General features: G+C 75.2%; 25 protein-coding genes and 1 pseudogene. 12 read left to right on the top strand and 14 right to left on the bottom strand.

Going from position 1 to position 25,650, the window contains the following annotated elements; all coding sequences use genetic code 11:
• Positions 1-160 precede the first annotated feature (160 nt).
• The 6 genes from ACTJIY_RS06325 to ACTJIY_RS06300 all read right to left on the bottom strand — a co-directional run bounded on the left by ACTJIY_RS06325 (position 161) and on the right by ACTJIY_RS06300 (position 6,107).
• Positions 161-1,807, bottom strand: a complete 1,647-nt coding sequence (locus ACTJIY_RS06325) for a bifunctional phosphatase PAP2/diacylglycerol kinase family protein (RefSeq protein WP_440673475.1) — start codon at positions 1,805-1,807, stop codon at positions 161-163.
• Positions 1,808-1,946: 139 nt separating this feature from the next.
• Positions 1,947-2,447, bottom strand: a complete 501-nt coding sequence (locus ACTJIY_RS06320; RefSeq protein WP_253054694.1) for a hypothetical protein — start codon at positions 2,445-2,447, stop codon at positions 1,947-1,949.
• 124 nt (positions 2,448-2,571) lie between these two features.
• Positions 2,572-3,444, bottom strand: coding sequence for a metal ABC transporter permease (locus tag ACTJIY_RS06315; protein ID WP_353706790.1), 873 nt, complete (start codon positions 3,442-3,444; stop codon positions 2,572-2,574).
• Positions 3,441-4,205 (bottom strand): metal ABC transporter ATP-binding protein, encoded by a 765-nt coding sequence (locus ACTJIY_RS06310; protein ID WP_440673476.1) that lies wholly within the window; start codon positions 4,203-4,205, stop codon positions 3,441-3,443. Before ACTJIY_RS06310 ends, ACTJIY_RS06315 begins: the two co-directional genes overlap by 4 nt.
• The gene (locus ACTJIY_RS06305; protein WP_440673477.1) at positions 4,202-5,170 is read right to left on the bottom strand and encodes a metal ABC transporter substrate-binding protein; all 969 of its coding nucleotides are present in this window, start codon (positions 5,168-5,170) and stop codon (positions 4,202-4,204) included. Before ACTJIY_RS06305 ends, ACTJIY_RS06310 begins: the two co-directional genes overlap by 4 nt.
• 136 nt (positions 5,171-5,306) lie before the next feature.
• Positions 5,307-6,107: an IclR family transcriptional regulator gene (locus ACTJIY_RS06300; protein WP_353706787.1), complete on the bottom strand. Its 801-nt coding sequence runs from the start codon at positions 6,105-6,107 to the stop codon at positions 5,307-5,309.
• On the opposite strand from ACTJIY_RS06300, the pseudogene ACTJIY_RS06295 reads away from it, so the two are divergent.
• Both ACTJIY_RS06295 and ACTJIY_RS06290 read left to right on the top strand, forming a co-directional pair.
• Positions 6,106-6,498 (top strand): annotated as a pseudogene (locus ACTJIY_RS06295) (helix-turn-helix transcriptional regulator); the annotation flags it as partial. The gene ACTJIY_RS06300 and the pseudogene ACTJIY_RS06295 sit on opposite strands and share 2 nt — an antisense overlap.
• A 223-nt stretch (positions 6,499-6,721) precedes the next feature.
• Positions 6,722-7,132, top strand: a complete 411-nt coding sequence (locus ACTJIY_RS06290) for a VOC family protein (protein ID WP_253054684.1) — start codon at positions 6,722-6,724, stop codon at positions 7,130-7,132.
• A 6-nt stretch (positions 7,133-7,138) separates the two neighbouring features.
• Here ACTJIY_RS06290 and ACTJIY_RS06285 read toward each other — a convergent pair whose 3' ends face one another.
• Positions 7,139-8,059: a LysR family transcriptional regulator gene (locus tag ACTJIY_RS06285; RefSeq protein ID WP_440673478.1), complete on the bottom strand. Its 921-nt coding sequence runs from the start codon at positions 8,057-8,059 to the stop codon at positions 7,139-7,141.
• 132 nt (positions 8,060-8,191) lie between these two features.
• Here ACTJIY_RS06285 and ACTJIY_RS06280 point away from each other — a divergent pair, with 132 nt between their 5' ends.
• The 6 genes from ACTJIY_RS06280 to hutI all read left to right on the top strand — a co-directional run bounded on the left by ACTJIY_RS06280 (position 8,192) and on the right by hutI (position 16,647).
• Entirely contained in the window at positions 8,192-8,482 is a 291-nt protein-coding gene (locus ACTJIY_RS06280; RefSeq protein ID WP_205205596.1) for a hypothetical protein, read from the top strand.
• 120 nt (positions 8,483-8,602) lie between these two features.
• Positions 8,603-9,076 (top strand): nitroreductase family deazaflavin-dependent oxidoreductase, encoded by a 474-nt coding sequence (locus ACTJIY_RS06275; protein WP_440673479.1) that lies wholly within the window; start codon positions 8,603-8,605, stop codon positions 9,074-9,076.
• Between the two features lie 208 nt (positions 9,077-9,284).
• Positions 9,285-11,669 carry an excinuclease ABC subunit UvrA gene (locus ACTJIY_RS06270; RefSeq protein ID WP_353706785.1) on the top strand — a complete coding sequence of 795 codons (2,385 nt, stop codon included), beginning with the start codon at positions 9,285-9,287 and terminating at the stop codon, positions 11,667-11,669.
• Between the two features lie 166 nt (positions 11,670-11,835).
• Positions 11,836-13,536 carry a histidine ammonia-lyase gene (gene hutH, locus ACTJIY_RS06265; protein WP_440673480.1) on the top strand — a complete coding sequence of 567 codons (1,701 nt, stop codon included), beginning with the start codon at positions 11,836-11,838 and terminating at the stop codon, positions 13,534-13,536.
• Positions 13,537-13,567: 31 nt separating this feature from the next.
• Entirely contained in the window at positions 13,568-15,271 is a 1,704-nt protein-coding gene (hutU, locus tag ACTJIY_RS06260; protein WP_440673481.1) for a urocanate hydratase, read from the top strand.
• Positions 15,268-16,647, top strand: a complete 1,380-nt coding sequence (gene hutI / locus ACTJIY_RS06255) for an imidazolonepropionase (RefSeq protein WP_440673569.1) — start codon at positions 15,268-15,270, stop codon at positions 16,645-16,647. Before hutU ends, hutI begins: the two co-directional genes overlap by 4 nt.
• Before the next feature lie 33 nt (positions 16,648-16,680).
• Here the strand turns inward: hutI and ACTJIY_RS06250 are convergent, their stop codons facing one another.
• From ACTJIY_RS06250 to ACTJIY_RS06240, 3 genes are read right to left on the bottom strand one after another with little or no spacing between them, the layout of a single operon-like run.
• Positions 16,681-17,727, bottom strand: coding sequence for an arginase family protein (locus ACTJIY_RS06250; RefSeq protein ID WP_440673482.1), 1,047 nt, complete (start codon positions 17,725-17,727; stop codon positions 16,681-16,683).
• A gap of 41 nt (positions 17,728-17,768) precedes the next feature.
• Entirely contained in the window at positions 17,769-18,146 is a 378-nt protein-coding gene (locus ACTJIY_RS06245) for a DUF1304 family protein (protein ID WP_440673483.1), read from the bottom strand.
• On the bottom strand, positions 18,143-18,832 hold the full coding sequence (locus tag ACTJIY_RS06240; protein ID WP_440673484.1) for a maleylpyruvate isomerase family mycothiol-dependent enzyme: 690 nt from the start codon (positions 18,830-18,832) through the stop codon (positions 18,143-18,145). Before ACTJIY_RS06240 ends, ACTJIY_RS06245 begins: the two co-directional genes overlap by 4 nt.
• A 93-nt stretch (positions 18,833-18,925) precedes the next feature.
• Here ACTJIY_RS06240 and ACTJIY_RS06235 point away from each other — a divergent pair, with 93 nt between their 5' ends.
• Positions 18,926-19,366: a MarR family winged helix-turn-helix transcriptional regulator gene (locus ACTJIY_RS06235; protein WP_353706780.1), complete on the top strand. Its 441-nt coding sequence runs from the start codon at positions 18,926-18,928 to the stop codon at positions 19,364-19,366.
• A 7-nt stretch (positions 19,367-19,373) separates the two neighbouring features.
• Here ACTJIY_RS06235 and ACTJIY_RS06230 read toward each other — a convergent pair whose 3' ends face one another.
• Positions 19,374-20,273: a universal stress protein gene (locus ACTJIY_RS06230; RefSeq protein ID WP_253054661.1), complete on the bottom strand. Its 900-nt coding sequence runs from the start codon at positions 20,271-20,273 to the stop codon at positions 19,374-19,376.
• Between the two features lie 213 nt (positions 20,274-20,486).
• Here ACTJIY_RS06230 and ACTJIY_RS06225 point away from each other — a divergent pair, with 213 nt between their 5' ends.
• Positions 20,487-21,215 (top strand): response regulator, encoded by a 729-nt coding sequence (locus ACTJIY_RS06225; RefSeq protein ID WP_253054659.1) that lies wholly within the window; start codon positions 20,487-20,489, stop codon positions 21,213-21,215.
• A gap of 142 nt (positions 21,216-21,357) precedes the next feature.
• A complete protein-coding gene (locus tag ACTJIY_RS06220) occupies positions 21,358-21,831 on the top strand; it encodes a pyridoxamine 5'-phosphate oxidase family protein (protein ID WP_253054657.1) in 474 nt (157 codons plus the stop codon).
• Positions 21,832-21,901: 70 nt separating this feature from the next.
• Here the strand turns inward: ACTJIY_RS06220 and ACTJIY_RS06215 are convergent, their stop codons facing one another.
• Positions 21,902-23,089 (bottom strand): GAF domain-containing sensor histidine kinase, encoded by a 1,188-nt coding sequence (locus ACTJIY_RS06215; RefSeq protein ID WP_353706778.1) that lies wholly within the window; start codon positions 23,087-23,089, stop codon positions 21,902-21,904.
• A 198-nt stretch (positions 23,090-23,287) separates the two neighbouring features.
• On the opposite strand from ACTJIY_RS06215, the gene ACTJIY_RS06210 reads away from it, so the two are divergent.
• A complete protein-coding gene (locus ACTJIY_RS06210; protein ID WP_440673485.1) occupies positions 23,288-24,070 on the top strand; it encodes a tetratricopeptide repeat protein in 783 nt (260 codons plus the stop codon).
• A 229-nt stretch (positions 24,071-24,299) separates the two neighbouring features.
• Here the strand turns inward: ACTJIY_RS06210 and ACTJIY_RS06205 are convergent, their stop codons facing one another.
• Both ACTJIY_RS06205 and ACTJIY_RS06200 read right to left on the bottom strand, forming a co-directional pair.
• Complete coding sequence (locus tag ACTJIY_RS06205; protein ID WP_253054651.1) at positions 24,300-24,872, bottom strand: hypothetical protein; 573 nt, start codon at positions 24,870-24,872, stop codon at positions 24,300-24,302.
• 150 nt (positions 24,873-25,022) lie between these two features.
• Positions 25,023-25,541: a hypothetical protein gene (locus tag ACTJIY_RS06200; protein WP_440673486.1), complete on the bottom strand. Its 519-nt coding sequence runs from the start codon at positions 25,539-25,541 to the stop codon at positions 25,023-25,025.
• Positions 25,542-25,650: the final 109 nt, after the last annotated feature.

The raw sequence follows: 25,650 nt of genomic DNA, 5'->3' as shown, positions 1-25,650 counted from the left end.
TTCTGCTTTCTGGGTGGGCCGTCGAGGCCAGGTCCTGAGGATGCGCGGACGGGCCGTCCGCGGGTGCGGGGCTCATTGTGGGCCATGTCGTGTGTGTCTGAACAGGGGGAGTTCTCCCCGATGTCCGTGAAAGGCGGACAAATAGTATGGATCAGGCGCGCTACCCGGCGGTCGGGTCGCTCGGCGCGTAGAGGCGCACCGCGCCGGGCCGCATGGTGAGACGGACGGTCACCGGATCGGCGTCCGCGACCGCGTCGAGCGCGAGCGTCTCGCCGTCGTGCGCGAGCACGACGGGCGGCGACCCGGCGGCCGTGGGCGAGGTCCCGTCGTCGGGAGCGGACCTGCCCGGGCCGACGACCGTGCCCCGGGCGGGGAACCGGAGCTCGAGCGCCGGGACGGTCGTCGCGTCGACCACGAGGTGCCGACGCACACCGGGCACCCGCCGCGCGAGGCGCGTCCCCGTGTCGCCCGCCGCGACCTCGAGGAACGTGCGCAGCCGGCTCGCGCGTCGCTCGGCGCGGGCGGTGCGGACGTCCAGCACCCCGTCGTCGAGCCGGCGCCGTTCGACCGGGGCGAGGCTCTGCGGGAAGTAGCGGTTGACCCCCGCGAAGAGCGACCAGTACTCGCCCTCGTGCCCGTCCACCTCCATCCGCACACGGTGGGCCCGCCGCAGGACCCGTGCCGCGGCCAGGACTGCCGCCGGCCACTTGCCCAGACGGTGCTCGTGCTTCTCGCGCTCCGTGACGAGCTCCGGGTAGACGCCCGCCGAGAAGGTGTTGAGCACGGTCCGTGGCGGTCCGTCCTGCCCGTCGACCTCGAGGTCCGCGACATCGATCGTCACGCCGGATCCCGTGCGGACGGCGGCCGCCGTCGCGCTCATCGAGGTGAGGTCGGCGGCCCGGGCGAAGTGGTTCAGCGTGCCCCCGGGGAAGACGGCGAGGGGGAGGTCGTGCGCGCGGGCCGCCGCCGCGGCCGTGGAGACGGTGCCGTCGCCGCCGCTGATGCCGAGCGCCCGGACGCCCCTGCCGGCGGCGTCGTCGAAGAGGTGCCGGAGGTCGTCGCCCTCGCCGAGCACGTGCACCTCGGCGCGGGGCAGGCCCTCGCGCAGCGCCACGAGCGGGTCCTCCTTGAGCAGACGACCCGACCCCGCCGCCGGGTTCACGACGACGAACAGCCCCACGCCGTCGTCGAGCGCAGGGACGACGGCGGGCGGTCCCGCGGGCACGTCGGGGCCACGCTCGGCTCGGTCGGGGACGAGCGCCCGGCCGACGAGGGCGACCCCGGCTCCGAGCGCGGCGCCCGCGGCGACGTCGGAGAACCAGTGCGAGCCGGTGTGGAGGCGCGAGTACGTCACCGCGCCCGCGAGCGGCGCGAGGGCGAGGCCCAGCGTGGGCCACACGGTGGCGACGCCTGTGACGAACGCCGCCGCCGACGCCGAGTGGCCGGAGGGGAACGACGGCGACGTCGGCGGGTCGGCGAGCCGGCGCCACAGCGGCAGCGGCTCGAGCGAGGGTCGCTCGCCGCCGAACACGGTCTTGCCGACGACGTTGGCCAGGAGGCTCGAGACGAGCAGCGAGCCGTAGCCGCGCAGCGCCGCCTCGCGCCCGCGCCGGCCCGTCGCGGCGATGCCCAGGGCCGCCCCGGCCCACAGGACGCTGTGGTCGGCCGCGGCGGACAGCCGCGAGAGCGCGGCGTCGGCGCGGGGGCCGAGCGCGCGGCGGTTGGTCCAGTCGTTGACCGCGCGGTCGAGCCGGGCGACCCCGGGGAACGCCTCGTGCGGCTTGACGATCCCGGTGACGCGCGGCATCCCGCCATCGTAGGAAGCCGCGCGACCGACCGCGCGGCGGCGGTCGGCACCCCGAGATCGACCCCACCGTCACGTGATCGACCTACCGAGGGTCGATCTCGACCGTGCGGGTCGATCTCGCGAGCGGATGAGAGGCGGGTCAGACCCCGGCGCGGCTCGTCTCGCCGCGGAGCACGTCGATGTGGGCCTGCAGCCGCTCGAGCGCGACGGCGACACCCTCGCCCGCGTCGTGCGCGAGGTCCGTCACGTGGCGCAGCTGCGCGGACGCCGCGTCGAGGGCGACCTGCGCGTCGGCCAGCGCGACGGCGGCCCGGCCGTCCGCGGCCTCGTCGCCGTCGGTCGCGCGGTCGAGCGCGGAGCGGGCCTCGTCCGTCGCGGCCTGGACCGACTCGACGGCGTCGAGCACGTCGTTGCGGAGGACGGGGTGCAGGGCGGGGAGCTGGGCGTGGACCCGGTCGAGGTCGTCGCCGATGGTCTCGGTCTGCACCTGCGCGTCCGCGATGAGCTGCTGGACCTCCGCGGCGTTCGCCGAGGCGCACATCGGGAGCATCATGGCCAGCGCGAGCAGGCTCGCCGCGGCGAACCGGGCTGACGTGCGCGTGCGCTGCGGCGTCGTGGGCTCGCTCGTCCTCGCTGACATGGCACCTAGTCTCCCGGTCGAACCTGAGAAGAGCCAGGGAATCGTGGGCGAATTCATGGAGATTTCGCACACAGCGCACGTGGGCGACACGTCCGGAACGGCGCGGGGTGCGCCGAGCGCGAGGTCAGACCCGGACGAGGCGGCGGCGCCGGGCGGCGGCCGCTCGCGTCCCGATCAGTCCGTGGCGCGGGCTGAACAGGTAGGCGAGGGCGAACGCGACGCCCAGCGCGACGACGACCGTGCCACCCGAGGCCGTGTCGAGGTAGTAGCTCACGTAGATGCCGACGACCCCGCACACGGCCGCCACGAGCGGCGAGATCCACAGCATCCGCGAGAACCGGTCGGTGAGGAGGTAGGCCGTCGCGCCGGGCGTGATGAGCAGCGCGACCACGAGCACGACGCCGACCGCCTGGAGCGCGACGACGACGGTCAGCGCGAGCAGGCCGAGCAGCAGCGCGCCGAGCCGTCGCGGGGACAGCCCGATCGCGTGCGCGTGCGTGGGGTCGAACGCGTAGAGCGTGAGGTCGCGCCGCTTGAGCACGACGACCGCGAGCGTCACCGCGCCGAGCGCGAGCACCTGGAGCAGGTCCGCGCGCGACACCCCGAGCAGGTTGCCGAAGAGGATGTGGTTGAGGTCCGTCTGGCTCGGCGTCACGGAGATGAGGACGAGGCCGAGCGCGAACAGCGTCGTGAACACGACCCCGATCGCGGCGTCCTCCTTGACGCGGGACGTGTCGCGCACCGCGCCGATGAGCAGCACCGCGAGCAGCCCGAAGACGAGCGCGCCGAGCGCGAACGGCGCGCCCACCACGTAGGCGAGCACGACGCCGGGCAGCACGGCGTGCGAGACGGCGTCGCCCATGAGGGACCAGCCCACGAGCACGAGCCAGCACGACAGGACGCCGCACACGATCCCGGCGGTCACCGTGACGGCGAGCGCGGTGCGCAGGAACTCGAACGACAGGGGCTCCAGGAGGGTGGCGAGGAGGTCGGTCACGGGGCCATCACCACGCCGAACGCGAGCGCGAGGTTCTCGGGCCGCAGGACCTCCGCGGGCGTCGAGTGCAGCAGGACCCGCTGCTGGAGCAGCACGGCCTCGTCCGCGAGCTCGGGCAGCGCGTGCAGGTCGTGGGTCGAGACGAGGACGGTCGCCCCGCCCGCCGCGAGCTCGCGCAGCAGCGTGGTGATGGTCGCCTCCGTGCGCTTGTCCACGCCGGCGAACGGCTCGTCGAGCAGGAGGACGGTCGCGCCCTGCGCGAGCCCCCGGGCGACGAACGCGCGCTTGCGCTGCCCGCCCGAGAGCGCGCCGATCTGCCGGTCGGCGAGGTCGGTGAGCTCGACGCGCGCGAGCGCGTGCTCGACCGCCTCCCGGTCCGCGGGCCGGGTGCGCCGCGTGAAGCCCTGGTAGCCGTAGCGGCCCGTCATGACGACGTCGCGCACGCTCAGCGGGAACGCCCAGTCGACGTCCTCGCTCTGCGGCACGTACCCCACCGCCTGGGCGCGCCGGGCGCGCGCGGGGGGTGCGCCGTCGACCAGGACCGTGCCGCGGTCCGGGCGGACCATGCCCATGACCGCCTTGAACAACGTCGACTTGCCCGAGCCGTTCATGCCCACGAGCCCGCACACCGTCCCCGGCCCGTGCGCGGACCCCAGGGCGAGGGTCGCGCCGTCGAGCGCGAGGACGTCGCCGTAGTGGACGGTGAGGTCGCGCACGTCGATCGCGGGCGTGCCCGACGGCGCCTGCCCGCCCGCGCTCACGCGTCACCGCCCGCGGTGGTGCCGGTGAGGCCCGCGACGATGGTCTCCGTGTCGTGGCGCAGGAGGTCGAGATAGGTCGGCACGGGGCCGTCGGGCGCGGAGAGGGAGTCGACGTAGAGCGTCCCGCCGAAGGCCGCGCCGGACTCGCGCGCGACCTGCTGCATCGCGTCGTCGGAGACGGTGGACTCGCAGAACACGGCCGGGACGTCGTGCTGCTCGACGAACTCGATGGCGCCGACGACCGACTGCGGCGTCGCCTGCTGCTCGGCGTTGACCGCCCACAGGTACTTCTCCGCGAGCCCGGCGTCGCGCGCGAGGTAGGGGAACGCGCCCTCGCACGTGACGAGCGCGCGGTGGCCCTCGGGCAGCGCGTCGAGCGCCGTCGTGAGCTCGTCGTGCACGGCGGCGAGCTCGGCGGAGTAGGCCGCGGCGTTCGCCGCGTAGTCGTCGGCGTGGGCCGGGTCGAGCTCCGCGAACGCGTCGGCCATGTTCTGCACGTAGACCTGCGCGTTCACGGGCGACATCCAGGCGTGCGGGTTCTCCTTGCCCTGGTACTCCTCGGCGGTGTCGTCGCCCAGTGCGATGGGCTCGATGCCCTCGCTGACGACGACGTGCGGCACGTCGAGCCCGTCGACGAACCGCCCGAACCACGCCTCGAGCCCCATGCCGTTGTCGAGGATCAGGTCGGCGTCCGCCGCCTTGCGGACGTCGCCGGGCGTCGGCTCGTAGCCGTGGATCTCCGCCCCGACCTTGGTGATCGACTCGACGCGCAGGTGGTCGCCCGCCACGTTCTCCGCCATGTCGGCGAGCACGGTGAACGTCGTGAGCACGACGGGCCGGTCGTCGTCGGGCGGGACCGACCCCGCGTCCGTGGCGCTCGAGCAGCCGCTCAGCGTCGCTGCGGCGAGGGCCGCGACGGCTGCGGCAGCACGACGTACGGACCTCCGCGTCAAAAAGTTCGGCATACCGAAAAATCTAGTCGGGACGTCGGCCGTGCGCAACGTCGTCGGCGTCCCCTCGCGAGGTAGAGCCCTGGTCCCGCGAGGTAGAGCCCTGGTTCAGCGAGAAGAAGACCAGAGCTCTAGCTCGGCAGACCGGGCTCTACCTCGGGGCGGTCGGGCCGGACGGGCGGGTCGAGGTGGCGCGGGCGCCGAGGCGGCGGCTGACCTCGGTGGCGGCGCGTCCGACGGCGGCGGCGAGCTCGGCGCGGCGGGCGGGTGGGGCGTCGTCGGCCCAGAACGTGAGGGCGATGCCGGCGACGGGGAGGCCGGTGTGGTCCACCGCCGCGTGGGCGACGGACGCGAGGCCGGGGGTGACCTCGCCGTCCTCCTCGGCCCAGCCGCGCCGGCGGACGCCGCGCAGGACCTCGCGCAGCGCGCCGAGGGTCTGCGGCCCGACGCCGGTCCGGTCGGCGAACGCGGCGGCGCTGGGGAAGAGGGCGCGCACCTGGGCGGCGGGCAGCCCGGCGAGGACGGCGCGCCCGCTCGCGGTGAGGTGGGCGGGGAGACGGACGTCGACGTCGGTCACGAGCGTGGGGCGGCGCGGCGCGCGCTGCTCGACGAGGTAGAGCACCTCGCGCCCGTTGAGGACGGCGAGGTGGGCGCTCTCGCCCGTGGACTCGACGAGGCGCGCGACGACGGGCCGCGCGAGCCGGGCGAGCGGTGCCTGGCGCGCGTACGCGGAGCCGAGCGCGAGCGACGCCGTCCCGAGCCCGTACCGGTGCTCCTCGGGGAGGTGCGTCACGAACCCCTCGTCCACGAGGACGGACAGCAGGTGGTACACGGTCGACCGGGGGAGCCCGAGGCCCTGCGCGACGGCGGCCGCGGGCGACGGGCCGGCCTGCGCGGCGAGGTAGGTGAGCACGCGGACGGCCTGGCGCGCGGCGGGCACGTCGCTCGGCATGAGGACCACGGTAGGGCCGTGGCACGATCGAGGCGTGACGACCGTGCCCGACGACCAGCGCCTGCGCGACCTCGCGCGGCTGCGGCGCGTGCGGGACCGGATCGACCGCGAGTACGCGCAGCCGCTCGACGTCGCGGCGCTCGCGGCCGGTGTGCACGTCTCGGCCGGGCACCTGAGCCGCGAGTTCAAGGCCGCGTACGGGGAGTCGGTGTACGCGTACCTCATGACGCGACGCATCGAGCGCGCGAAGGCGCTGCTGCGCCGCGGCGACCTGAGCGTCACGGACGTGTGCTTCGCCGTCGGGTGCTCGTCGCTGGGGACCTTCAGCACGCGGTTCACGGAGCTCGTGGGCGTGCCGCCGAGCGTCTACCGGCGCCGCGCGGCGGAGGCCGACGCCGCGTCTCCCGCGCCCGTGGAGTCCCGGACGGCCGCGGCGGGCGCGTCGCGCGGGGCCGGCACCGCGACCGACGCCGTCGAGGCGCTGTCGGACGGGAGCGCCGCCGTCCCCGGCGCGGAGCGGCTCGACGGGATGCCGGCGTGCGTCGCGCGCCGCGTCACGCGACCGGTCAGGAATCGAGAAGCGCGGGCCGGGTGACGCGCCTAGCGTCGATCCCATGAACCTCACCATCAACTCCAGCTTCCTGCCCCAGACCGACCCCGACGCGTCGCTGGCCTTCTACCGCGACGTCCTCGGCTTCGAGATCCGCAACGACGTCGGCTACGAGGGGATGCGGTGGATCACCGTGGGCCCGGCCGACCAGCCGGACACCGCCATCGTGCTGCACCCGCCGGCCGCGACGCCGGGCCTCAGCGACGACGACAAGCGCGCGCTCCTGGAGATCGTCGCGAAGGGCGCCTACTTCGGGGTGAACCTCGCCACGACCGACGTCGACGAGACGTTCGCGCGCATCGAGGCCGCGGGGGCGGAGGTCGTGCAGGAGCCGATCGACCAGCCCTACGGCGTGCGCGACTGCGCGTTCCGGGACCCGGCGGGCAACGAGATCCGCATCCAGCAGCGCCGCTGAGGGTCGTCAGACCCGGCCGCTCGACTCCGCAGCCGCGAGGTCGAGCGAGAGCGCGAGCGGACCGAGCTCGGCCGCGACCTGGGAGAACTCCGCGACCAGCGGCGGGATCGGACCGGCGCGCCGGACGAGGCCCCAGCGCAGCACGGGCCGCTCGTCGAGCGGCACGTAGGCGACGTCGGAGCGCTCGAGGTAGCGGATGCCCTGGGCGCACGCGACCGCGACGCCGTCGCCGGACATGACCCGCCACAGCACCTCCTCGCGGGTCGGGGTGGTGCCGCCGCGGTCGGGCTCGCTGCGGGGGACGGGGCTGACGGCGTCCTCCCAGTAGTCGGGGACGGGCAGCCCGGAGGGCAGGACGTTCTCGTCGGCCAGCTCGGCGACGGACACCGACGAGCGCGTGGCGAGCGGGTGCGTCCGCCCGACGGCGAGCACGATCGGCTCGGTGAAGGTCACCGGGCCGACCGCGAGGTCCTTCTCCTCGACGGGGAGCCACAGGAGCGCGACGTCGACCTCGCCGTCGCGCAGGAGGCGGAAGGGCTCGTCGAGGCGGACCTCGCGCATGCGCAGGTCGACGTGCGGGTTGCGGGCGCGGAACAGCGCCGTGACGGGGGCGATCTCCTGCCACAGGGGTCCCATGACGCCGAACGTCAGGGTCTCGCGCGCGGCCCGAGCGGTGCTCGCGGCGGACTCGACGCCCTCGAGGATGCGGCGGTACCCGGCCTCGAGGTCGGCCCGGAGCTGTTCCCCGAGGGGCGTGAGCGCGACGCGCCGGCTGGTCCGCTCGAAGAGCGGGGCGCCGATGCGGCGCTCCTGCTTGGCGATCGCCTGGCTCACCCGGGGCGCGGACACGTGCAGGCGCTCCGCAGTGCGCCCGAAGTGCAGCTCCTCGGCGAGCGTCAGGAAGATCTCGATGTCGCGCAGCTCCACCCGACGATCGTCGCGTTCGTTAACCCCGGGCGCAACCACCGTTGCCGGATCGGCCGTTGTTCGCCCGCGCGTGCGGCCCGAGCCTGGAAGGGCGCGGCGAGAGGCGCCGGGCGGGACGGAGAGGAGACGACCATGGCCGTCGTCAGGACGCACCGGTACACGGTGGAGACGGGCCGGCTGGCCCAGATGCTCGAGCAGCGCAGCGCGCTCATCCAGGGGCTGCGGGCGGCGAACCCCGCGTTCACCGCCGCCACGCTCGTCCGGCTCGAGGACGGGACGTACCTCGACATCTGGCGCTGGGACTCGGCCGCCGCGATGCAGACCGCGGCCCAGGCCGCGCGCGACGTCCCGCTCGTCGGGGCGACGCTCGGCCTCACGACGGACCACGAGGCGCTCGACGGCGAGGTGCTCGACGAGCGGTGAGGACCGCCGTCGGCCCCGGGCCACCCCCCGGGGGCGACGCAGCACCGACGACGCAGCACCACGACACACCACGGACCGGCCCGACGGGCGGGGCCGACCACGAGGACGAAGGAGACGACGATGAGCACCGAAGGACGCACGACGAACGGCGCGGGGCGCGCCCCGGGCACGCCGGGACGGTTCTCGCGCTGGACGCAGCGCCGCTCGAACGCGCGGCTCGTCCGCAAGGTCCGGGGCGGCAAGGCCACGTTCATGGGCATGGACGTCCTCGTGCTGCACACCGTGGGCCGCCGCAGCGGGGCGCCGCGCGAGACGCCGCTCATGTGGCTGCCGGACGAGGGCGACGCCGTCCTCGTGGTCGCCTCGGGAGGCGGCAGCCGCAACCCGGACTGGCACGCGAACCTCGTGGCCCACCCCGACGACGTCGCGATCGAGCTGCCCGGCAGGGCGCCCGTCCCCGCGGTGCCGCACGAGCTCGCGGGGGCGGACCGGGAGCGGGCGTGGCGGCGCGTCGCGACGGAGCAGCCGCGCATCGCGCGGTACCAGAGCAAGGCCGAGCGGCAGTACCCGCTCGTGCGGCTCACGCCGCGATGAGCGGCGCCCGCGTGGCCGGTCCTGACAGGGACGGCCGCGCGCCCGGCACCGGACGGTCGCGCGGCGCGGCAGGATCCGCGCGCCGGACCGACCGGTTCTCGGGCAGACTTTCACGGGGCTGCCGAGGTCGGACGGTCGGCGCCGTCGACCGGCCGGTCGACCGGATCGGCGGTGGCCGCGCGACGAGGCTCGACGACGAGGAGACACGATGAGCACGGCAACGACGACGGGAACGCAGACCGCGGCGCCACGGGGCGCGGACGGGCACGACGTCATCCGGGTCCAGGGGGCGCGGTCGAACAACCTGCAGGACGTGAGCGTCGAGATCCCCAAGCGGCGCCTCACGGTGTTCACGGGGGTCTCGGGGTCCGGCAAGAGCTCGCTCGTGTTCGACACGGTCGCGGCCGAGTCGCAGCGCCTCATCAACGAGACGTACCCGGCGTTCCTGCAGGGCTTCATGCCGACGCTGGACCGTCCCGACGTCGACGTGCTCGAGGGCCTCACGACGGCGATCGTCGTCGACCAGGAGCGCCTCGGCGCGAACCCGCGCTCCACGGTCGGGACGGTGACCGACGCGAACGCGATCCTGCGGGTCCTGTTCAGCCGGTTCGGGGAGCCGCAGATCGGCCCGCCGCCCGCGTTCTCCTTCAACGTCCCCGCGCGCAAGGCGAGCGGCATCATGACGTCGGCCACGGGCGAGAAGACGATCGTGCGCAACGCGATCTACCACGGCGGCATGTGCCCGCGGTGCGAGGGGCGCGGCTCGGTCTCCGACCTCGACCTCACGGAGATCTTCGACGACTCCAAGTCGCTGCGCGACGGCGCGATCAAGGTCCCGGGATACACCGCCGACGGGTGGATGGTGCGCGGGTTCGCCGAGTCGGGGTTCTTCCCGGGAGACCGGCCCATCCGCGAGTTCACCGACCAGCAGATGCAGGACTTCCTCTACAAGGAGCCCACCAAGATCAAGGCGATGGGGATCAACGTCACCTACGAGGGCCTGATCCCCAAGATCCAGAAGTCGATGTTCTCCAAGGACGTCGACTCGCTCCAGCCGCACGTCCGGGCGTTCGTCGAGCGCGCGGCGACGTTCGCGCCGTGCCCCGACTGCGGCGGCACGCGCCTGTCGGAGTCGGCGCGCTCGTCGAAGATCCGCGGCGTGAACATCGCCGAGCTGTGCGCGATGCAGATCACCGACCTCGCGGCCTGGATCAGGGACCTCGACGACCCGAACATGGCCCCCGTCGTCGACGCGCTCGGCGACAACCTCGCGTCGTTCGTCGAGCTCGGGCTGGGCTACCTCAGCCTCGACCGCCCCTCAGGGACGCTGTCCGGGGGCGAGTCGCAGCGCATCAAGATGCTGCGCCACCTCGGGTCGTCGCTCACCGACGTCACCTACGTCTTCGACGAGCCGACCATCGGCCTGCACCCGCACGACATCGACCGCATGAACGGCCTCCTGCTGCAGCTGCGCGACAAGGGCAACACGGTCCTCGTCGTCGAGCACAAGCCCGAGACGATCGTCATCGCCGACCACGTCGTCGACCTCGGCCCGGGCGCGGGCACGGCCGGCGGGCACGTGACGTTCGAGGGCACGGTCGAGGGGCTGCGCGCGAGCGACACCGTGACCGGCCGCCACCTCGACGACCGGGCGACGCTCAAGGACGAGGTGCGCTCGCCGTCGGGCGCGCTGGAGATCCGTGGCGCGGACGCGCACAACCTGCAGGACGTGGACGTCGACATCCCGCTCGGGGTGCTCGTCGTCCTGACCGGGGTGGCCGGGTCGGGCAAGAGCTCGCTCGTCGAGGGGTCGGTGTCGCGGCGCGAGGGCGTCGTGACCATCGACCAGAGCGCGGTCAAGGGCTCGCGCCGCAGCAACCCCGCGACGTACACCGGGCTCCTGGAGCCGATCCGCAAGGCGTTCGCGAAGGCCAACGGCGTCAAGCCCGCCCTGTTCAGCGCGAACTCCGAGGGCGCGTGCCCCGAGTGCAAGGGCGCGGGCGTGATCTACACCGAGCTCGGCTTCATGGAGACCGTCTCGACCCCCTGCGAGGACTGCGGCGGGCGCCGCTTCCAGGCCGCGGTGCTCGACTACACGCTGGGCGGGCTCAACATCGCCGACGTGCTCGACCTCCCGGTCGCGAAGGCCCGCGAGTTCTTCTCGTCCGGCGAGGCCAAGGTCCCGGCGGCGAAGGCGATCCTCGAGCGGCTCGACGACGTCGGCCTCGGGTACGTGAGCCTCGGCCAGCCGCTCACGACGCTGTCCGGCGGCGAGCGTCAGCGCCTCAAGCTCGCGACGCACCTGGGCGACAAGGGCGGCGTCATCGTCCTCGACGAGCCGACGACGGGCCTGCACCTCGCCGACGTGCAGAACCTCCTCGGCCTGCTCGACCGGATCGTCGACTCGGGCAAGTCGGTCATCGTCATCGAGCACCACCAGGCGGTCATGGCGCACGCGGACTGGATCATCGACCTCGGCCCGGGCGCCGGCCACGACGGCGGCCGCGTCGTCTTCGAGGGCACCCCGGCCGCCCTCGTTGCGGCGAGGTCCACCCTCACGGCCGAGCACCTCGCGGCCTACGTCGGAGCCTGACCCGCCGAACACGACATGGGGGTCGTCATCCGCGCGATAACGACCCCCATGTCGTGCTCGACGGCGGGTGGGGGCGTGGTCGGCTCCTGGCGGTGAGTCTGGGATCCCAGACGGAACCTGTCGTGACGGGCCCGCGGGGCGCCGGGGCGCGGTGTGTGCTGGGGGCATGGCAGCGACGACGCACTCCCCGGCCGTCCCCGACCGCTCCGGCGCGGGCGCGCCCGGCTCCGTCGGGCCCGGCCCGACGGCGGCCCTCACGGCAGGCCCGACGGCGGGCCTCGCTCCCGACCCGGCCCGCGCCGCGCGCGTGGTCGTCGTGGGCGACGGCCCGCTGACGATCGACGACGTGGTCGACGTCGCGCGGCACGGCGCGCGCGTCCGGCTCGCGGACGCGGCGGTCGAGGCGATGGCGGCGAGCCGCGCCGTCGTGGAGGGGCTCGCGGACGACGACCGCCCGCACTACGGCGTGTCGACCGGGTTCGGTGCGCTCGCGCGGCGACACATCCCGGTCGAGCGGCGCGCGCAGCTCCAGCTGAGCCTCGTGCGGTCGCACGCCGCGGGGTCGGGGCCGGAGGTCGAGCGCGAGGTCGTGCGGGCGCTGCAGCTCCTGCGGCTCGCGACCCTGGCGACCGGGCGGACCGGGGCGCGCCCCGTCGTCGCGCAGACGTACGCCGCGATGCTCGACGCCGGGATCACCCCGGTGGTGCGGGAGTTCGGCTCGCTCGGCTGCTCGGGCGACCTCGCACCGCTCGCGCACGTGGCGCTCGCCGCGCTCGGCGAGGGCGAGGTCCGGGACGCGACGGGAGCCCTCATGCCCGCTGCCGACGCGCTCGCCGCGGCCGGGATCGCGCCGCTCGCGCTGCGCGAGAAGGAGGGCCTCGCGCTCATCAACGGGACGGACGGCATGCTCGGCATGCTCGCGCTCGCGCTGCACGACCTGCGGTCCCTGCTCACGACGGCCGACGTCGCGGCGGCGGCGAGCGTCGAGGCGCTGCTCGGCTCGGACGCCCCGTTCGCGGCCGACCTCGTGGCGATGCGACCGCACCCCGGCCAGGCGGCGTCGGCCGCGAACCTGCGCGCGCTGCTCGACGGCTCGCCCGTCGTGGCGAGCCACCGCACGGTCGACGCCGACGGCCGGCCCGAGTGCACCCGGGTGCAGGACGCGTACTCGCTGCGGTGCGCGCCCCAGGTCCACGGCGCCGCGCGCGACACGCTCGACCACGCGGCCGCCGTCGCGCGCCGGGAGCTCGCGGCGGCGATCGACAACCCGGTCGTCACCGTGGACGGGCGCGTCGAGTCGAACGGGAACTTCCACGGCGCGCCGGTCGCGTACGTGCTCGACTTCCTCGCGATCGTCGCGGCCGACGTCGCGAGCATGAGCGAGCGCCGCACCGACCGGTTCCTCGACAAGGCCCGCAACGAGGGTCTGCCGCCGTTCCTCGCCGACGACCCGGGCGTCGACTCCGGCCTGATGATCGCGCAGTACACGGCGGCGGGGATCGTCTCGGAGCTCAAGCGGCTGGCGGTGCCGTCGAGCGTCGACTCGATCCCGTCGTCGGCCATGCAGGAGGACCACGTGTCCATGGGCTGGGCGGGGGCGCGCACGCTCCGCCGCGCCGTCGACGGGCTGGGCCGCGTCCTCGCGATCGAGCTGCTCACCGCGACGCGCGCGCTCGACCTCCGCTGCGACGGCGGGTCCCTGCACCCCGCGCGGGGGACCGGTGCCGTGCGAGACCTCGTGCGGACCGTCGTCGACGGTCCCGGACCGGACCGTTACCTGTCGCCCGACATCGAGGCCGTGACGCGCCTCGTCACGAGCGGTGCCGTGGTCGCGGCGGCGAGCGCCGCCGTCGGGCACCTGGCCTGACCCCGAGCCGACCCCGAAGGAGCGAGACGACATGACCCACGAGCCGACCCACCGACTCGGCACCCCCGTCCCCGTCCGCGCCCCGCGCGGCACGACCCTCACCGCGCGGTCGTGGCAGACCGAGGCGCCGCTGCGGATGCTCATGAACAACCTCGACCCCGAGGTCGCGGAGCGGCCCGACGACCTCGTCGTCTACGGCGGCACCGGCCGCGCGGCGCGCGACTGGCCGAGCTACCACGCGATCGTCCGCACGCTCACGACGCTCGCGGACGACGAGACGCTCCTCGTGCAGTCGGGCAAGCCGGTCGGGGTGCTGCGGACGCACGAGTGGGCGCCGCGCGTGCTGCTCGCGAACTCGAACCTCGTGGGGGACTGGGCGACGTGGCCCGAGTTCCGGCGGCTCGAGGCGATGGGCCTGACGATGTACGGGCAGATGACGGCGGGGTCGTGGATCTACATCGGCGCGCAGGGCATCCTCCAGGGCACGTACGAGACGCTCGCCGCGGTCGCCGCGAAGCTCTCCGCCCGCCAGGGCGGGCAGGGGCTCAGTGGAGGGACCCTCGCCGGGACGCTCACGCTCACCGGCGGGTGCGGCGGCATGGGCGGCGCGCAGCCGCTCGCGGTGACGCTCAACGGCGGCGCGTGCCTCGTGGTCGACGTCGACCGGTCGCGCCTCGACCGGCGCGTGCGCGAGCGGTACCTCGACGTCGTCGCCGACGACCTCGACGCCGCGGTCCGGCTCGTCGAGGACGCGCGGCGCGAGCGCCGGGCGCTGTCGGTGGGGGTCGAGGGGAACAGCGCGGTCGTGGTCCCCGAGCTGCTGCGGCGCGGGGTCGAGGTCGACGTCGTCACGGACCAGACGTCGGCGCACGACCCGTTGTCCTACCTCCCGGTCGGCGTGAGCGTCGACGAGTGGGCCGACTACGCGGCGGCCAAGCCCGACGAGTTCACCGACCGCGCGCGCGAGTCCATGGCGCGGCACGTCGAGGGGATGGTCGGCTTTCTCGACGCGGGCGCCGAGGTGTTCGACTACGGCAACTCGATCCGCGACGAGGCGCGTCGCGGCGGGTACGACCGGGCGTTCGACGTCCCGGGGTTCGTGCCCGCGTACATCCGGCCGCTGTTCGCGCAGGGCAAGGGCCCGTTCCGGTGGGCCGCGCTCTCGGGCGACCCGCGCGACATCGCCGCGACCGACGCCGCCGTGCTCGACCTGTTCGACGACGACCACCTCCACCGCTGGATCCGCGCCGCCCAGGAGCGGGTCGCGTTCCAGGGCCTGCCCGCGCGCATCTGCTGGCTGGGGCACGGCGAGCGCGACCGCGCGGGGCTGGCGTTCAACGACCTCGTCGCGTCCGGCGCGGTGCGCGCGCCCGTCGTCATCGGCCGCGACCACCTCGACGCCGGGTCCGTCGCGTCGCCGTACCGCGAGACCGAGGCCATGGCCGACGGCTCCGACGCGATCGCCGACTGGCCGCTGCTCAACGCGCTCACGGCCGCGTCGTCGGGCGCGACGTGGGTCTCGATCCACCACGGCGGCGGTGTCGGGATGGGTCGCTCGATCCACGCGGGCCAGGTGTCCGTCGCCGACGGCACGCCGCTCGCCGCGGCCAAGCTCGCACGCGTGCTGTCCAACGACCCGGGCCTCGGCGTGCTGCGCCACGTCGACGCGGGCTACGACGACGCGGTGGCCACGGCCGAGCGGAACGGCCTCCGCATCCCGACGCGGGAGTCCTGATGGTCCACCCCACGGTGCCGAACCCGGGATCGTTCCTCACGGACGGCCGATCCTGGGGAGAGACCCCGGGTTCGGCGTCGTCGGGGTGGACCGTCGGCCCCGCTTCGGCGAGTGGGTCGACGCTCCTCGTCGGGATCGGGGAGCTGACGACCAACGCGCCCGGCGGGCCGGGGACGCGCGCGGGCGACCCGACCGGGCTCGTGACGGACGCCGTCGTGCTGCTCGACGGCGGCCGGGTCGCCTGGGCAGGTCCCGCCCACGAGGCGCGGGACGCCGTCGGGCGCGCGCTGGACGGGCGAGCGCCGGATGTCACGGTCGACGTGGGCGGGCGCGCGGTGATCCCCGGGTTCGTCGACTCGCACACGCACCTCGTGTTCGCGGGCGACCGCGCCGCCGAGTTCGAGGCGCGCATGGCCGGGCGCCCGTACGAGGCGGGCGGCATCCGCTCCACCGTCGCGGCGACGCGCGCCGCGTCCGACGACGACCTGCGGGCAGGCCTCGCGCGGCACCTCGACGAGGCGGCCCGGCAGGGTACGACCACGGTCGAGGTGAAGAGCGGCTACGGCCTCACGGTCGCCGACGAGGAGCGGTCCGTGCGGCTCGCGCGCGAAGTCACGCCGGAGGTCACGTTCCTCGGGGCGCACGTCGTGCCGCCCGAGTACGCGGGTCGGGCCGACGCCTACGTCGACCTCGTGTGCGGCGACATGCTCACCGCGTGCGCCCCGCACGCGCGGTGGGTCGACGTGTTCTGCGAGACCGGCGCGTTCACGGCCGAGCAGTCGCGCCGCGTCCTGGAGGCCGGGGCCGCCGCGGGCCTCGGCGTGCGCGTGCACGCGAGCCAGCTCGGGCCGGGGGAGGGGGTGCGCCTCGCCGTCGCGCTCGGCGCCGCCGCGGTGGACCACTGCACCTACCTCACCGACGACGACGTCGCGGCGCTCGCGGGCTCGTGGACCGGCGGCGGGACGCGGGCGGGCGGGCCGTCGCGAGCGGTCGCCGGGACCGTGGCGACCCTTCTCCCCGGCGTGGAGTTCTCGACGCGCCAGCCCTATCTCGACGCGCGACGCCTCCTCGACGCGGGCGCCGTCGTCGCGCTCGCGAGCGACTGCAACCCCGGGTCGAGCTACACGTCGTCCATGCCGCTGTGCGTCGCGCTCGCGGTCCGCGAGATGCGCATGACCGTCGCCGAGGCCGTCTGGTCCGCGACCGCGGGCGGCGCCCTGGCGCTGCGACGGGACGACGTCGGGCACCTCGCCCCCGGCGCCCGGGCCGACGTCGTGCTGCTCGACGCCCCGAGCCGCATCCACCTCGCCTACCGCCCGGGCGTCCCGCTGGTCGCCGCGGTCTGGAAGAACGGCGTCCGCCTCCCGCCGAGATAGAGCCTCCGGTCACGAGATAGAGCTCGCCGCGTTCTACGTCGCGACCGGACGCTCTACCTCGCGTCGGGCGAGGCCTGCGGCGAGCTCGAGGACGCAGAGGGCGGCGAGGCGGACGGTGCGGCCGTCGGGGGAGTCGGCGGTGGCGTCGACCTCGACGACGTCGGCGGAGCGGAGACGCTCGTCGACCGCCGCGGCGCGGACGAGGGCGCGCACCTCCCACGCCGCGATCCCGCCCGGGACGCTCGCGGGGCAGCCCGGGGCGACGGAGCGGTCGCACACGTCGACGTCCACGTCGAGGTGCACCGGCCCGCCCGCGGCGCCGGCGACCTCCATGGCCGCACGCATGACGTCCTCGGGGCCGCGGCGGCGCAGCTCGTCGACGTGCACGACCGTGATCCCGAGGTCGGCCGCGCGGCGCGCGTACTCGGCCGAGTTCGCGAAGTCGGCGATCCCGACCTGCACGACCCGGCGCGGGTCGAGGCCGGCCTCGACCAGCCGCCGCACGGGCGACCCGTTCGACACGCCGTCGCGCAGGTCGTGGTGGGCGTCGAGCGTCACGAGGCCCGCGGTGGCGAGGTCGTCGCCCCAGGCGCCGAGCGCCGTCGCGACGGTGACGGAGTTGTCGCCGCCGAGCGCGACGAGCAGGCGCGCGCGCTCCAGGGCGGCGCCGACCGTCGCGCGCGTCCGCGCCTCGCCGTCCGCGCCGTCCGGCTCGTCGACGTCGCCGAGGTCCGCGAAGGCGAGGTCCGCGAGGTCGACGGGCACGGCGCGGCCCGACGTCGCTCCCCGCCCGGTCCCGGAAGACCTCGTCGCGTCCGACGCGCTCGCGACGGCGGGCCGCACGCGGGCGGAGGGGCCGCCGTCGGGCAGGGGGCGGTCGGCGACGAGGGCGGGGCTGAAGCGGCGCAGCGCGTCGCGGACGGCGGCGGGCGTCGCGTGCGCGCCGGTGGGGGAGAGCGACGTGCGCCACGCCGGGACGCCGAGGATCGCGACGTCGACGTCGTCCTGGCCGAGCGGCGGCCAGCCGCCCGCCCGGGGCCAGGACGGGTCGTGGGACAGGGGCTGCGCGGCGCTGCTCACGCCTCGACCGTAGCAACGCGCGTCGCCGGCCGAGGGGTCCGTCAGGACGCGAGGGTCGCGAGGAGCGTCGCGAGCCCCAGCCCGGACTGCCCCAGGGTCCCGGTCCACAGGCGGTGGTCGGAGATCCACAGCACGACCCCGCCGAGCGTCATGAAGCCCGCGGTGTACAGGACGAGGGTCCGGCCCTCGGCCACGAGACCGTTCGCGGCGAGCACGACGCCGAGCACCGTGCCGGCGCCGAGGAACATGTTGTAGAACGCGACGTTGAACGCCCACAGGGTGACCTCGCGCGGCGAGGACCGGGTGCGCAGCAGGAACTGCTGGGCCCAGGGGCGGTGGAAGAAGAAGGCCTCGACGACCCCGACGCCGACGTGCAGCACGCCGGCGGCGACGGCGAGGACCTGGGCGAGCGTGCTCATGGGAGCTCCTCCCGGTCGTGCGACCCGAACGAGCGGGCGAGGCGGCGTGCCCCGTCACCGTCCAGGTGGGCGAGGGCCGCGGGTCGCCCGGTGAGCAGCAGGAGCAGGGCCGTCATGGACCCGGTCACCTGCTGGCCCTCGCCGCGCTGCCAGGGCACGTCGGCGGCGACGAGGCGGAACCCGGCGAGCCGTCGTCGGGCGTGGAAGGGGAACGAGACGGCCCACACGCGCTCGGCTGCCTCGCGGGCGGCGACGGGCGGGGCGGGGACCTCGATGCCGAGCGCGACGGCGACGTCCTGGGTGTGGACGAGGGCGTCGACGAGCGCGACGTGCGGGTTCGTCCCCGGCGCGAGGCGGCGCGACCCGACGGCCGCACGCAGGGCGTCGAGGATCTCCTCGCGCGGGCGCGTCCCTGCCTCGCGCGTGAGGAGGTCCATCATCCCGTCGAAGCTCGTGCGGCCCCGGAGGAGCGCCCGGGCGAGACCGCGGGCGAGCGCCGCGCGCGAGGAGGTGGGGGCGAGGGTGAGGTGCGCGGCGACGTCGTGCACGCGCCACCCCGCGCACAGGCTGGGGCGCTCCCAGTCGGCAGGACCGAGCCCGCCGACGAGCTCCACGAAGGTGGTCCGCGCGGCCGCGACGGCCGCCCACACGTCGTCCTCCGTCATCCAGTAGTCAGGTGCACTCATCGGAGCGCCTCCAGAACTGTTACGATGATCTGACTACTTTAGTCAGTCGCACTGACGATGGTCAACCCCCCCCGACGACCCGACGGAGGCACCGTGAGCGAGCAGGACGAGCTCAACACCGGGCTGCTCCTGTTCATCCCGTACCGCGCGCTCGAGCTCCGGGTGTACACCGCGGTCCGCGAGGCGGGCTTCGACGACGCGACGCCTGCGCAGCTCCGGGTGTTCCAGCGGATCGGGCCGGACGGCACGCGCCTCACCGAGCTCGCGGAGGCGGCCGAGATCACCAAGCAGACGGCGGGGTTCCTCGTCGACCAGCTCGAGGCCGCCGGCTACGTGGAGCGGGTCCCCGACCCCGCCGACGGTCGGGCGCGCCTCGTGCGCGTCGCGCCGCGCGGGGAGGCGGCCTCGCGCGTCGCCGCGGCGGAGCTGGCCCGCGTCGAGGCGGAGTGGACCGCGCACCTCGGGGTGCGCGGCATGGCGTCGCTGCGGCGCCAGCTCGCGCGCCTGCGCGAGATCACCGACCCCTGGGCCTGACGGCGGGTCAGCCCTTGCTCGCGTGCACGACCGCGACCGGGTGCGTCGCGTGGTGCAGCACCTGCTGGCTCACGGAGCCGAGGACCATGCCGCGCAGGTCGCCGCGGCCGCGCGAGCCGACGACGGTCAGCGCGGCCCCCGCCGCGGCCTCCCGGATCGCGACGGACGGCTCGCGGTCCACGACGAACGTCTCGACGAGGACGTCGTCGTGGTCGGCGGTCCGCACGCGCGCGAGCGCGGCCTCGACGGTGCGCGACGCCTCGGCGCGCGCGTCGCGCTCGGCCGACGTGTAGAACGACGGGTTCTCCTCCCACAGCGGCCCCACGGGCAGCCGCCACGCGCACACCGCGACGACGCGCGACCGGGTGCGGGCGGCCTCGTCGAGCGCGAACCGCAGCGCGGCGTCGCCGTGCACGGACCCGTCGACGCCGACCACGACGTCCGTCGTCCGCTCGCTCCGCTCCACGACGGGCGGCACGACGACGACGGGCACGGGCGAGCGTGCGGCGAGCCGCGTCCCGACGGACCCGAAGAACATGGAGCCGACCGAGCCCAGGCCGCGCGACCCCACGACGACGAGGTCGGCGTCCTTGGCCTCGTCCAGGAGCGCCTCCGCGGGCGGGCCGGAGCGCAGCGTGGTGCGGACGGGGACCGTGGGGTCGACGTGCGCGGCGCGCTCCGCGGCGGCCGACAGGATGGGCCCGGCGATCTCGCCGAGCTCCTCGACGCTCGGGTAGTACGCGCCCCCGACGAACGGCGTCGCGACCACCGGCACGTAGGCGACGTGCAGCACGCGCAGCTGCGCGCCGCGGCGGGCCGCCTCGCGCACGGCCCAGTCCAGGGCCTTGCCGCTCGTCGCGCTGCCGTCCACTCCGACCAGCACGACCTGCTGCGTCGATCCGCTCACGGTTCCCACCTCGGTCCCTCGTCCCCTTCGCGGCGGGTCGTGCCCGCCGCCTGCACACCTCCTGGATACCCCCCGAGCCCGGGCGTGCGCACCCTGCGACCGCCCTCGCGCGCGAGGACCCACGGCTCGAGGTGGTGGGACGAAGGTCCCGCACCTGCGGCGTCACCCCCTCGCGCGCGCGAGAATCCGCCCCCGACGGGCTACGTTGAGGGCATGGGCTCTCCCCACCCGATCCGTGTGTTCCTGCTCGACGACCACGAGGTGGTCCGGCGCGGCGTCGCCGCGCTGCTCGAGGCGGCCGGTGACATCACCGTCGTCGGCGAGGCCGGCACCGCCGCCTCCGCGCTCGCGCGCATCAAGGCGACCCGGCCCGACGTCGCGATCCTCGACGTGCGCCTGCCCGACGGCTCCGGCGTCGAGGTGTGCCGCGAGGTGCGCTCCGAGCTCCCCGAGGTCGGCTGCCTCATGCTCACGTCGTTCGCCGACGACGAGGCGCTGTTCCAGGCCGTGCTCGCCGGGGCGTCGGGGTACGTGCTCAAGCAGATCCACGGCTCCGACCTCGTCGGCGCGGTCCGCACCGTCGCGGCGGGCGGGTCGCTGCTCGACCCGGCCAGCACGGCGCGCGTGCTCGAGCGCCTGCGCCACGCCGCGGACGAGACCCCCGACCGCCTCGAAGGGCTGTCCCAGCAGGAGCGCCAGATCGTCGCGCTCATCGGCGAGGGGCTGACGAACCGCGAGATCGGCAAGCGCCTCTACCTCGCGGAGAAGACGGTCAAGAACTACGTCTCGCACGTCCTCGCGACGCTCGGCCTGCAGCGGCGCACCCAGGTCGCGGTGCTCGCGACCGAGATGCGCCAGGAGGAGGCGTCGCGCCAGGGCACCCCGGGCGCGGGCGCGCCGGCAGGGGACCGGCAGCACGGTGGCCAGCCCTTCCGTCCCTGAGGGCGGCGCGGGGGCGCGCCCCGCGGGGCCCGAGGGCTCGCCGCCGGACGGTCCGGGGGCCGGCGGCGAGGGTCCGGGCGACCGCGCGGCGTCGGGACCTTCGGCACTCCCGGATCTGACACCGCGGCGCGACGATGTGGAGATGGACACAGTCGAGCGGACCGGGACAGGGGCACCGGTGGGGAGCGGGGGGCTCGCGACGGCCGAGCGCCCGCGCGCCTCGGCAGGGCTCGCGGAGCTCACGCCGGAGGAGAGCTACGCGCTCCTCGCGACCGTCCCCGTGGGCAGGATCGTCTACACCGACCACGCGCTGCCGGCGATCCAGCCGGTGAACTTCGTCCTCGACGGGCCGGACGTCGTGTTCCGCACCGCCGAGGGCTCCAAGCTCGCGGTCGCCGCGAGCCGCGCGGTCGTCGCGTTCGAGGTGGACCAGTTCGACGCGGAGGCCCGCTCCGGCTGGTCCGTCGTGCTCGTCGGCCGCACGTTCGAGGTCACCGAGCCGGTGGAGCGGGCGCGGCTGCTCGCCCTCCCGCTCGTGACGTTCGTGCCGGGCGTGCGCGACCGCGTCATCAAGGTCGTCCCGCGCATCGTCACCGGGCGGCGGATACTGCGCTGACTCTCTGCCGATCCTCTGCCGATCCTCGGCCGATTCTCGGCCGACCCGGACCGAGGCGCCCGGGGCCGCGTCAGGCGAGCGGCACCCACCACTCGAGCCGCGTCCCGCCGTCGGGCAGGGCGGTCGCGGTGCTCGACCCGCCCAGAGCCGCCGCGCGCGCCTGCATGTTGCGCAGACCCGAGCGACGCCCGCCGGGCTGGATGCCCACGCCGTCGTCCGTGACGGCCAGGCGCGCCTCGTGCGCGGTCACGGACAGGTGCACGACGACGTGACGCGCCTGCGCGTGCCGGGCCACGTTGGTCAGGGACTCGCCGAGCACGACGACGAGCTGGTCGGCGACCTCGGCGGGCAGGCTCGGACCGCCGTCGGTCACGCCCGCGCCGGACCCCTCGGCCGCGACCTCCACGCTGACCTCCGGCGCGAAGCCGAGCACCGTCGTCGCGGCCTCCGCCTGCGCGCGGAACCTGTCCTCGATCGACGGCGCGTCCGGGTCGGTCGCGGTGTGCAGGGCGAAGATGGTCGAACGGATCTGCCGGATCGTCTCGTCGAGGTCGGAGACGGTCTCCTCGATCCGGGTCCGCGCGTTCGGGTCGGCCACGAGCGGCTGCACGCTCATGAGGGTCATCGCGGACGCGAACAGGCGCTGGATCACGACGTCGTGCAGGTCGCGCGCGATGCGGTCGCGGTCCTCCAGCACGCCCACCTGCTTGGCCCGCCCGTAGAGACGCGCGTTCTCGATCGCGACGCCCGCCGCGGCGGCGAGCGCGATCACCGCCGCCTCGTCGTCCGCCGTGAACTCCTCCGTGAGCTCCTGGCCGTCCGCTCCTGGCGCCCGCTTGTCCGTGAGGTAGAGGTTGCCGAACACCGTCTCGCGCACCCGGACCGGGACGCCGAGGAACGTGTGCATCGGCGGGTGCCCCTCGGGGAAGCCGGCCGAGCGGACGTCGTCGGCGATCTCCGGGACGCGGATGGGCTCCGGGTGGTCGATGAGCTCGCCGAGCAGCCCCTCGCCGTGCGGCCAGTGGTCGATCGCGGCGACCTCGTCGTCCGAGAGGCCCAGCGGGATGAACTGCGCGAGGCGCTCGCGGCCCGAGGCGTCGAGCACGCCCAGCGCCCCGTACCGGGCGCCGGTCAGCTCCATGGCCGCCTCGACGATGCGCCGCAGCACCTGCGGGAGGTCGAGGTCGCTCGTCACGGCCACGACCGCGTCCAGCACACGTTGCCCGGCGGTGGCCGGCAGGTCCGTCGTTCCGCTCACCCGAGCCAGTCTCCCAGACGGGAGGCCCCGGGCAGCACCCCGCCCGACGTCGAGGTGTGACGTGGGCGACACCCCCGCGCTATCGTGCGTCCACATCTCGGGACGTCCGTCGCCGTCCTGCCGGTCGCCCACCGCGGCCGGCCCGGCGCGAGCCGACCGAGGCCGTCGACGCAGGGGGCCGAAGGGACGCGGTGCCGCATGCCGACCACCGACCGGAGCGCGACCCCCGCCACGGCGACCGCGCTCGCCGACCTGCGGGCCGCCGTCGGGCACCTGCACCCCGACGACCCCGCCGAGCTCGTCGCGATCGCCGACGACCTGCGCGCCCTCGGCAGTCCCGCCGCGGCCGTGCCGTTCTACGAGTCGGCCGTCGAGCACGGCGTCCCCGGGGCGGTCTACCGCCTGGCCGTCGCGCACCACGAGGCCGGCGACGCCGCCGAGGCGTTCCGCTGCTTCGAGCTCGCGGGGCTCGCGGGCGACGTGCTCGGTGCGTTCATGGCCGCGCAGGTCGCGACCGAGCGGGGGGACCTGCACGCCGCCCGGCGGTGGTACGAGCAGGCGCAGGAGGTCGAGGGCGCCTCCGTGCGGCTCGCGGAGGTGCTCGCCGAGCTGGGGGAGCAGGACGCCGCCGCCGACCTCCTCGTCGCGACGTCGGGCGAGAGCTGGGAGGCCGCCGTCGAGCTGACGCGCAGCGGCGCGCTCACGGGCGACGACGCCGTCGCCCTCCTGGAGGGCTGGGCCGCGGCGGGCGAGGCCCGCGTGGCGGCGGCGCTCGCGGACCTCTACGTCCGCGCGGGCCGCGCGCTCGACGCGGAGGACCTGCTGGAGCAGGCGGCGCTCGCGGGCGAGCCGACCGCGCGCACGAGCCTCGGGGTCCTGCGGCTGCGGGCCGGCCGGGTCGCCGAGGCGATGACCCTGTGGAGCGAGGCCGCCGCCCAGGGCGACCCCGAGGCGGCGGAGCTGCTCGACCGCTTCGGCTGACGCACGGGGACGGGCGCGCGGGTACGGACAGAGAGGCGCCCGGCGGGCGACCCGCTCCGTCGAGCGTCGGTCGCCCTGCCGGGCGCGAGGGGCGGGACGTGCGGGTGGTCTCCCCACCGCCCGCACGTCCCTCTTCCCCCGGGAGCGACTCCCTGCAGCGACGGCCTCAGAATCGTCGCGCGGTATCGGTCGCCCCGTGGCCCGCCGCACACGGCGGGCGGTCGAACCGTCAGACCAGCCAGGTGTTGCGCTGGACGAACGGGATCTTCTTCCACGTCCTGCCGAGCCCGAGCACGCTGCCCGCCCCGAGGAGGGTGAGCGCGATGATCGTCAGCGACATCGTGATGTGGTCGTCGATGATCGGGTTGGTCACGAGCGGGAGCTCGGCCAGGTACATGAGCAGGAGCAGGAGCGTGCCGCTCACCGCGGCGATCCGCATCCCGATGCCCAGGATCAGGGCGAGCCCGATGCCGAGCAGGCCGACCATGAAGAGCACGTCGATGAACGCGTTCCCCGCGAGGCCGCTGAAGAAGCCCGAGAACGTGCCCTCGAGGTTCGACAGGAAGCCGGTCGTCGGGCTGTTCCCGTTGATCCACGACCGCTCGGCGGGGGTCGCGAACCCGAGCCCGAACGTCTTGTCCAGGAACGCCCAGAGGAAGTAGAAGCCGATCACGATCCGCAGGACGCCGAGGACGACCTGGGTGTGTCGCGGAGCGCGCTCCGCGAGGCTGAGGGTCTCCGGCTCGCTGCCTTCGACCGTGGGGAGCGGCGCGTTGGCGTTCCGCTCGATCGTCCCCTTCATCACTGTCCCCTCTCATCGACCCGGCCGGTGCGGTCGGGCTCCTGAGACCAAGCAAACCCCTGTGAAGGAAGGGTGGACGTCAGGCAAAGGTCGCCGCCCCCGGGGACCTAGGTCCCCGGGGTGCCGGGATCTCGCCGGCGCGACGTTCCCTCAGGAGCCCGTGGACTCGTCGAGGTCGGCGCGCAGCTCGTCGACGCGCGTGCGCAGGCTCTCGATCGCGTCCCGGACGGCGGCGTCGGCGCCGGAGAGGGAGTCCGCGACGGCGTCGAGCTCGGTGGACGCGTCCTCGAGCGCGGTCTCGGCGTCCGCGAGACGCTGCTCGGCCTCGGCGCGCGTGTCCTCCGTGGCCGTCGCCGCCTCGTCCGCCGCGGCACGGGCCTCGTCCGCGGCCTCCTGCGCCGCCGAGACCGCGTCCTCGGCGCGCGTGCGGGTCTCGCCGGAGAGCGAGCCGAGGTCGTCGGCGAGCGACCGGACGTCGTCGCCGATCGTCTCCGCCTGCGAGCGGGCGTCGTCGAGGAACTGCTGCACCTGGTCCCCGGTGAGGGTGAACTCCGGGACGCTCACCGAGCCGTCCTCCGCGCACCCGGCGAGCGCGAGGATCGCCACGACGGCCGCGCCGAGCGCGCACGAGCGTGACGTTGACCTGCGGTGACGCGTCGGTGAACTCATGTCGGCATTCTCCCCCGCGAACATGAGACAGGGGTGAGAGCCTCGTGGAGGCGGTGTACGGTAGGCGGACGAGGGCACTGTGGCGTGCGGCACACCGACCGGTGGGCGC

The organism is Cellulosimicrobium sp. 22598, from assembly GCF_052044445.1.
GTDB lineage: Bacteria > Actinomycetota > Actinomycetes > Actinomycetales > Cellulomonadaceae > Cellulosimicrobium > Cellulosimicrobium cellulans_G.
The sequence above is the reverse complement of the archived record's forward strand: the minus strand, read 5'-3'. Positions and strand labels throughout refer to the sequence as shown.

Coding starts and splice junctions, on each gene's coding strand:
- ACTJIY_RS06300 (WP_353706787.1), bottom strand. CDS start 6,107: ATGCCGAGCGACGTGCCCGCCGCGCGCCAGGCCGTCCGCGTGCTCACC.
- ACTJIY_RS06270 (WP_353706785.1), top strand. CDS start 9,285: ATGAGCACGGCAACGACGACGGGAACGCAGACCGCGGCGCCACGGGGC.
- hutU (WP_440673481.1), top strand. CDS start 13,568: ATGACCCACGAGCCGACCCACCGACTCGGCACCCCCGTCCCCGTCCGC.
- ACTJIY_RS06275 (WP_440673479.1), top strand. CDS start 8,603: ATGAGCACCGAAGGACGCACGACGAACGGCGCGGGGCGCGCCCCGGGC.
- ACTJIY_RS06240 (WP_440673484.1), bottom strand. CDS start 18,832: ATGAGTGCACCTGACTACTGGATGACGGAGGACGACGTGTGGGCGGCC.
- ACTJIY_RS06325 (WP_440673475.1), bottom strand. CDS start 1,807: ATGCCGCGCGTCACCGGGATCGTCAAGCCGCACGAGGCGTTCCCCGGG.
- ACTJIY_RS06320 (WP_253054694.1), bottom strand. CDS start 2,447: ATGTCAGCGAGGACGAGCGAGCCCACGACGCCGCAGCGCACGCGCACG.
- ACTJIY_RS06205 (WP_253054651.1), bottom strand. CDS start 24,872: ATGAAGGGGACGATCGAGCGGAACGCCAACGCGCCGCTCCCCACGGTC.
- ACTJIY_RS06200 (WP_440673486.1), bottom strand. CDS start 25,541: ATGAGTTCACCGACGCGTCACCGCAGGTCAACGTCACGCTCGTGCGCG.
- ACTJIY_RS06280 (WP_205205596.1), top strand. CDS start 8,192: ATGGCCGTCGTCAGGACGCACCGGTACACGGTGGAGACGGGCCGGCTG.
- ACTJIY_RS06290 (WP_253054684.1), top strand. CDS start 6,722: ATGAACCTCACCATCAACTCCAGCTTCCTGCCCCAGACCGACCCCGAC.
- ACTJIY_RS06225 (WP_253054659.1), top strand. CDS start 20,487: ATGGGCTCTCCCCACCCGATCCGTGTGTTCCTGCTCGACGACCACGAG.
- ACTJIY_RS06305 (WP_440673477.1), bottom strand. CDS start 5,170: ATGCCGAACTTTTTGACGCGGAGGTCCGTACGTCGTGCTGCCGCAGCC.
- ACTJIY_RS06220 (WP_253054657.1), top strand. CDS start 21,358: ATGGACACAGTCGAGCGGACCGGGACAGGGGCACCGGTGGGGAGCGGG.
- hutH (WP_440673480.1), top strand. CDS start 11,836: ATGGCAGCGACGACGCACTCCCCGGCCGTCCCCGACCGCTCCGGCGCG.
- ACTJIY_RS06245 (WP_440673483.1), bottom strand. CDS start 18,146: ATGAGCACGCTCGCCCAGGTCCTCGCCGTCGCCGCCGGCGTGCTGCAC.
- ACTJIY_RS06210 (WP_440673485.1), top strand. CDS start 23,288: ATGCCGACCACCGACCGGAGCGCGACCCCCGCCACGGCGACCGCGCTC.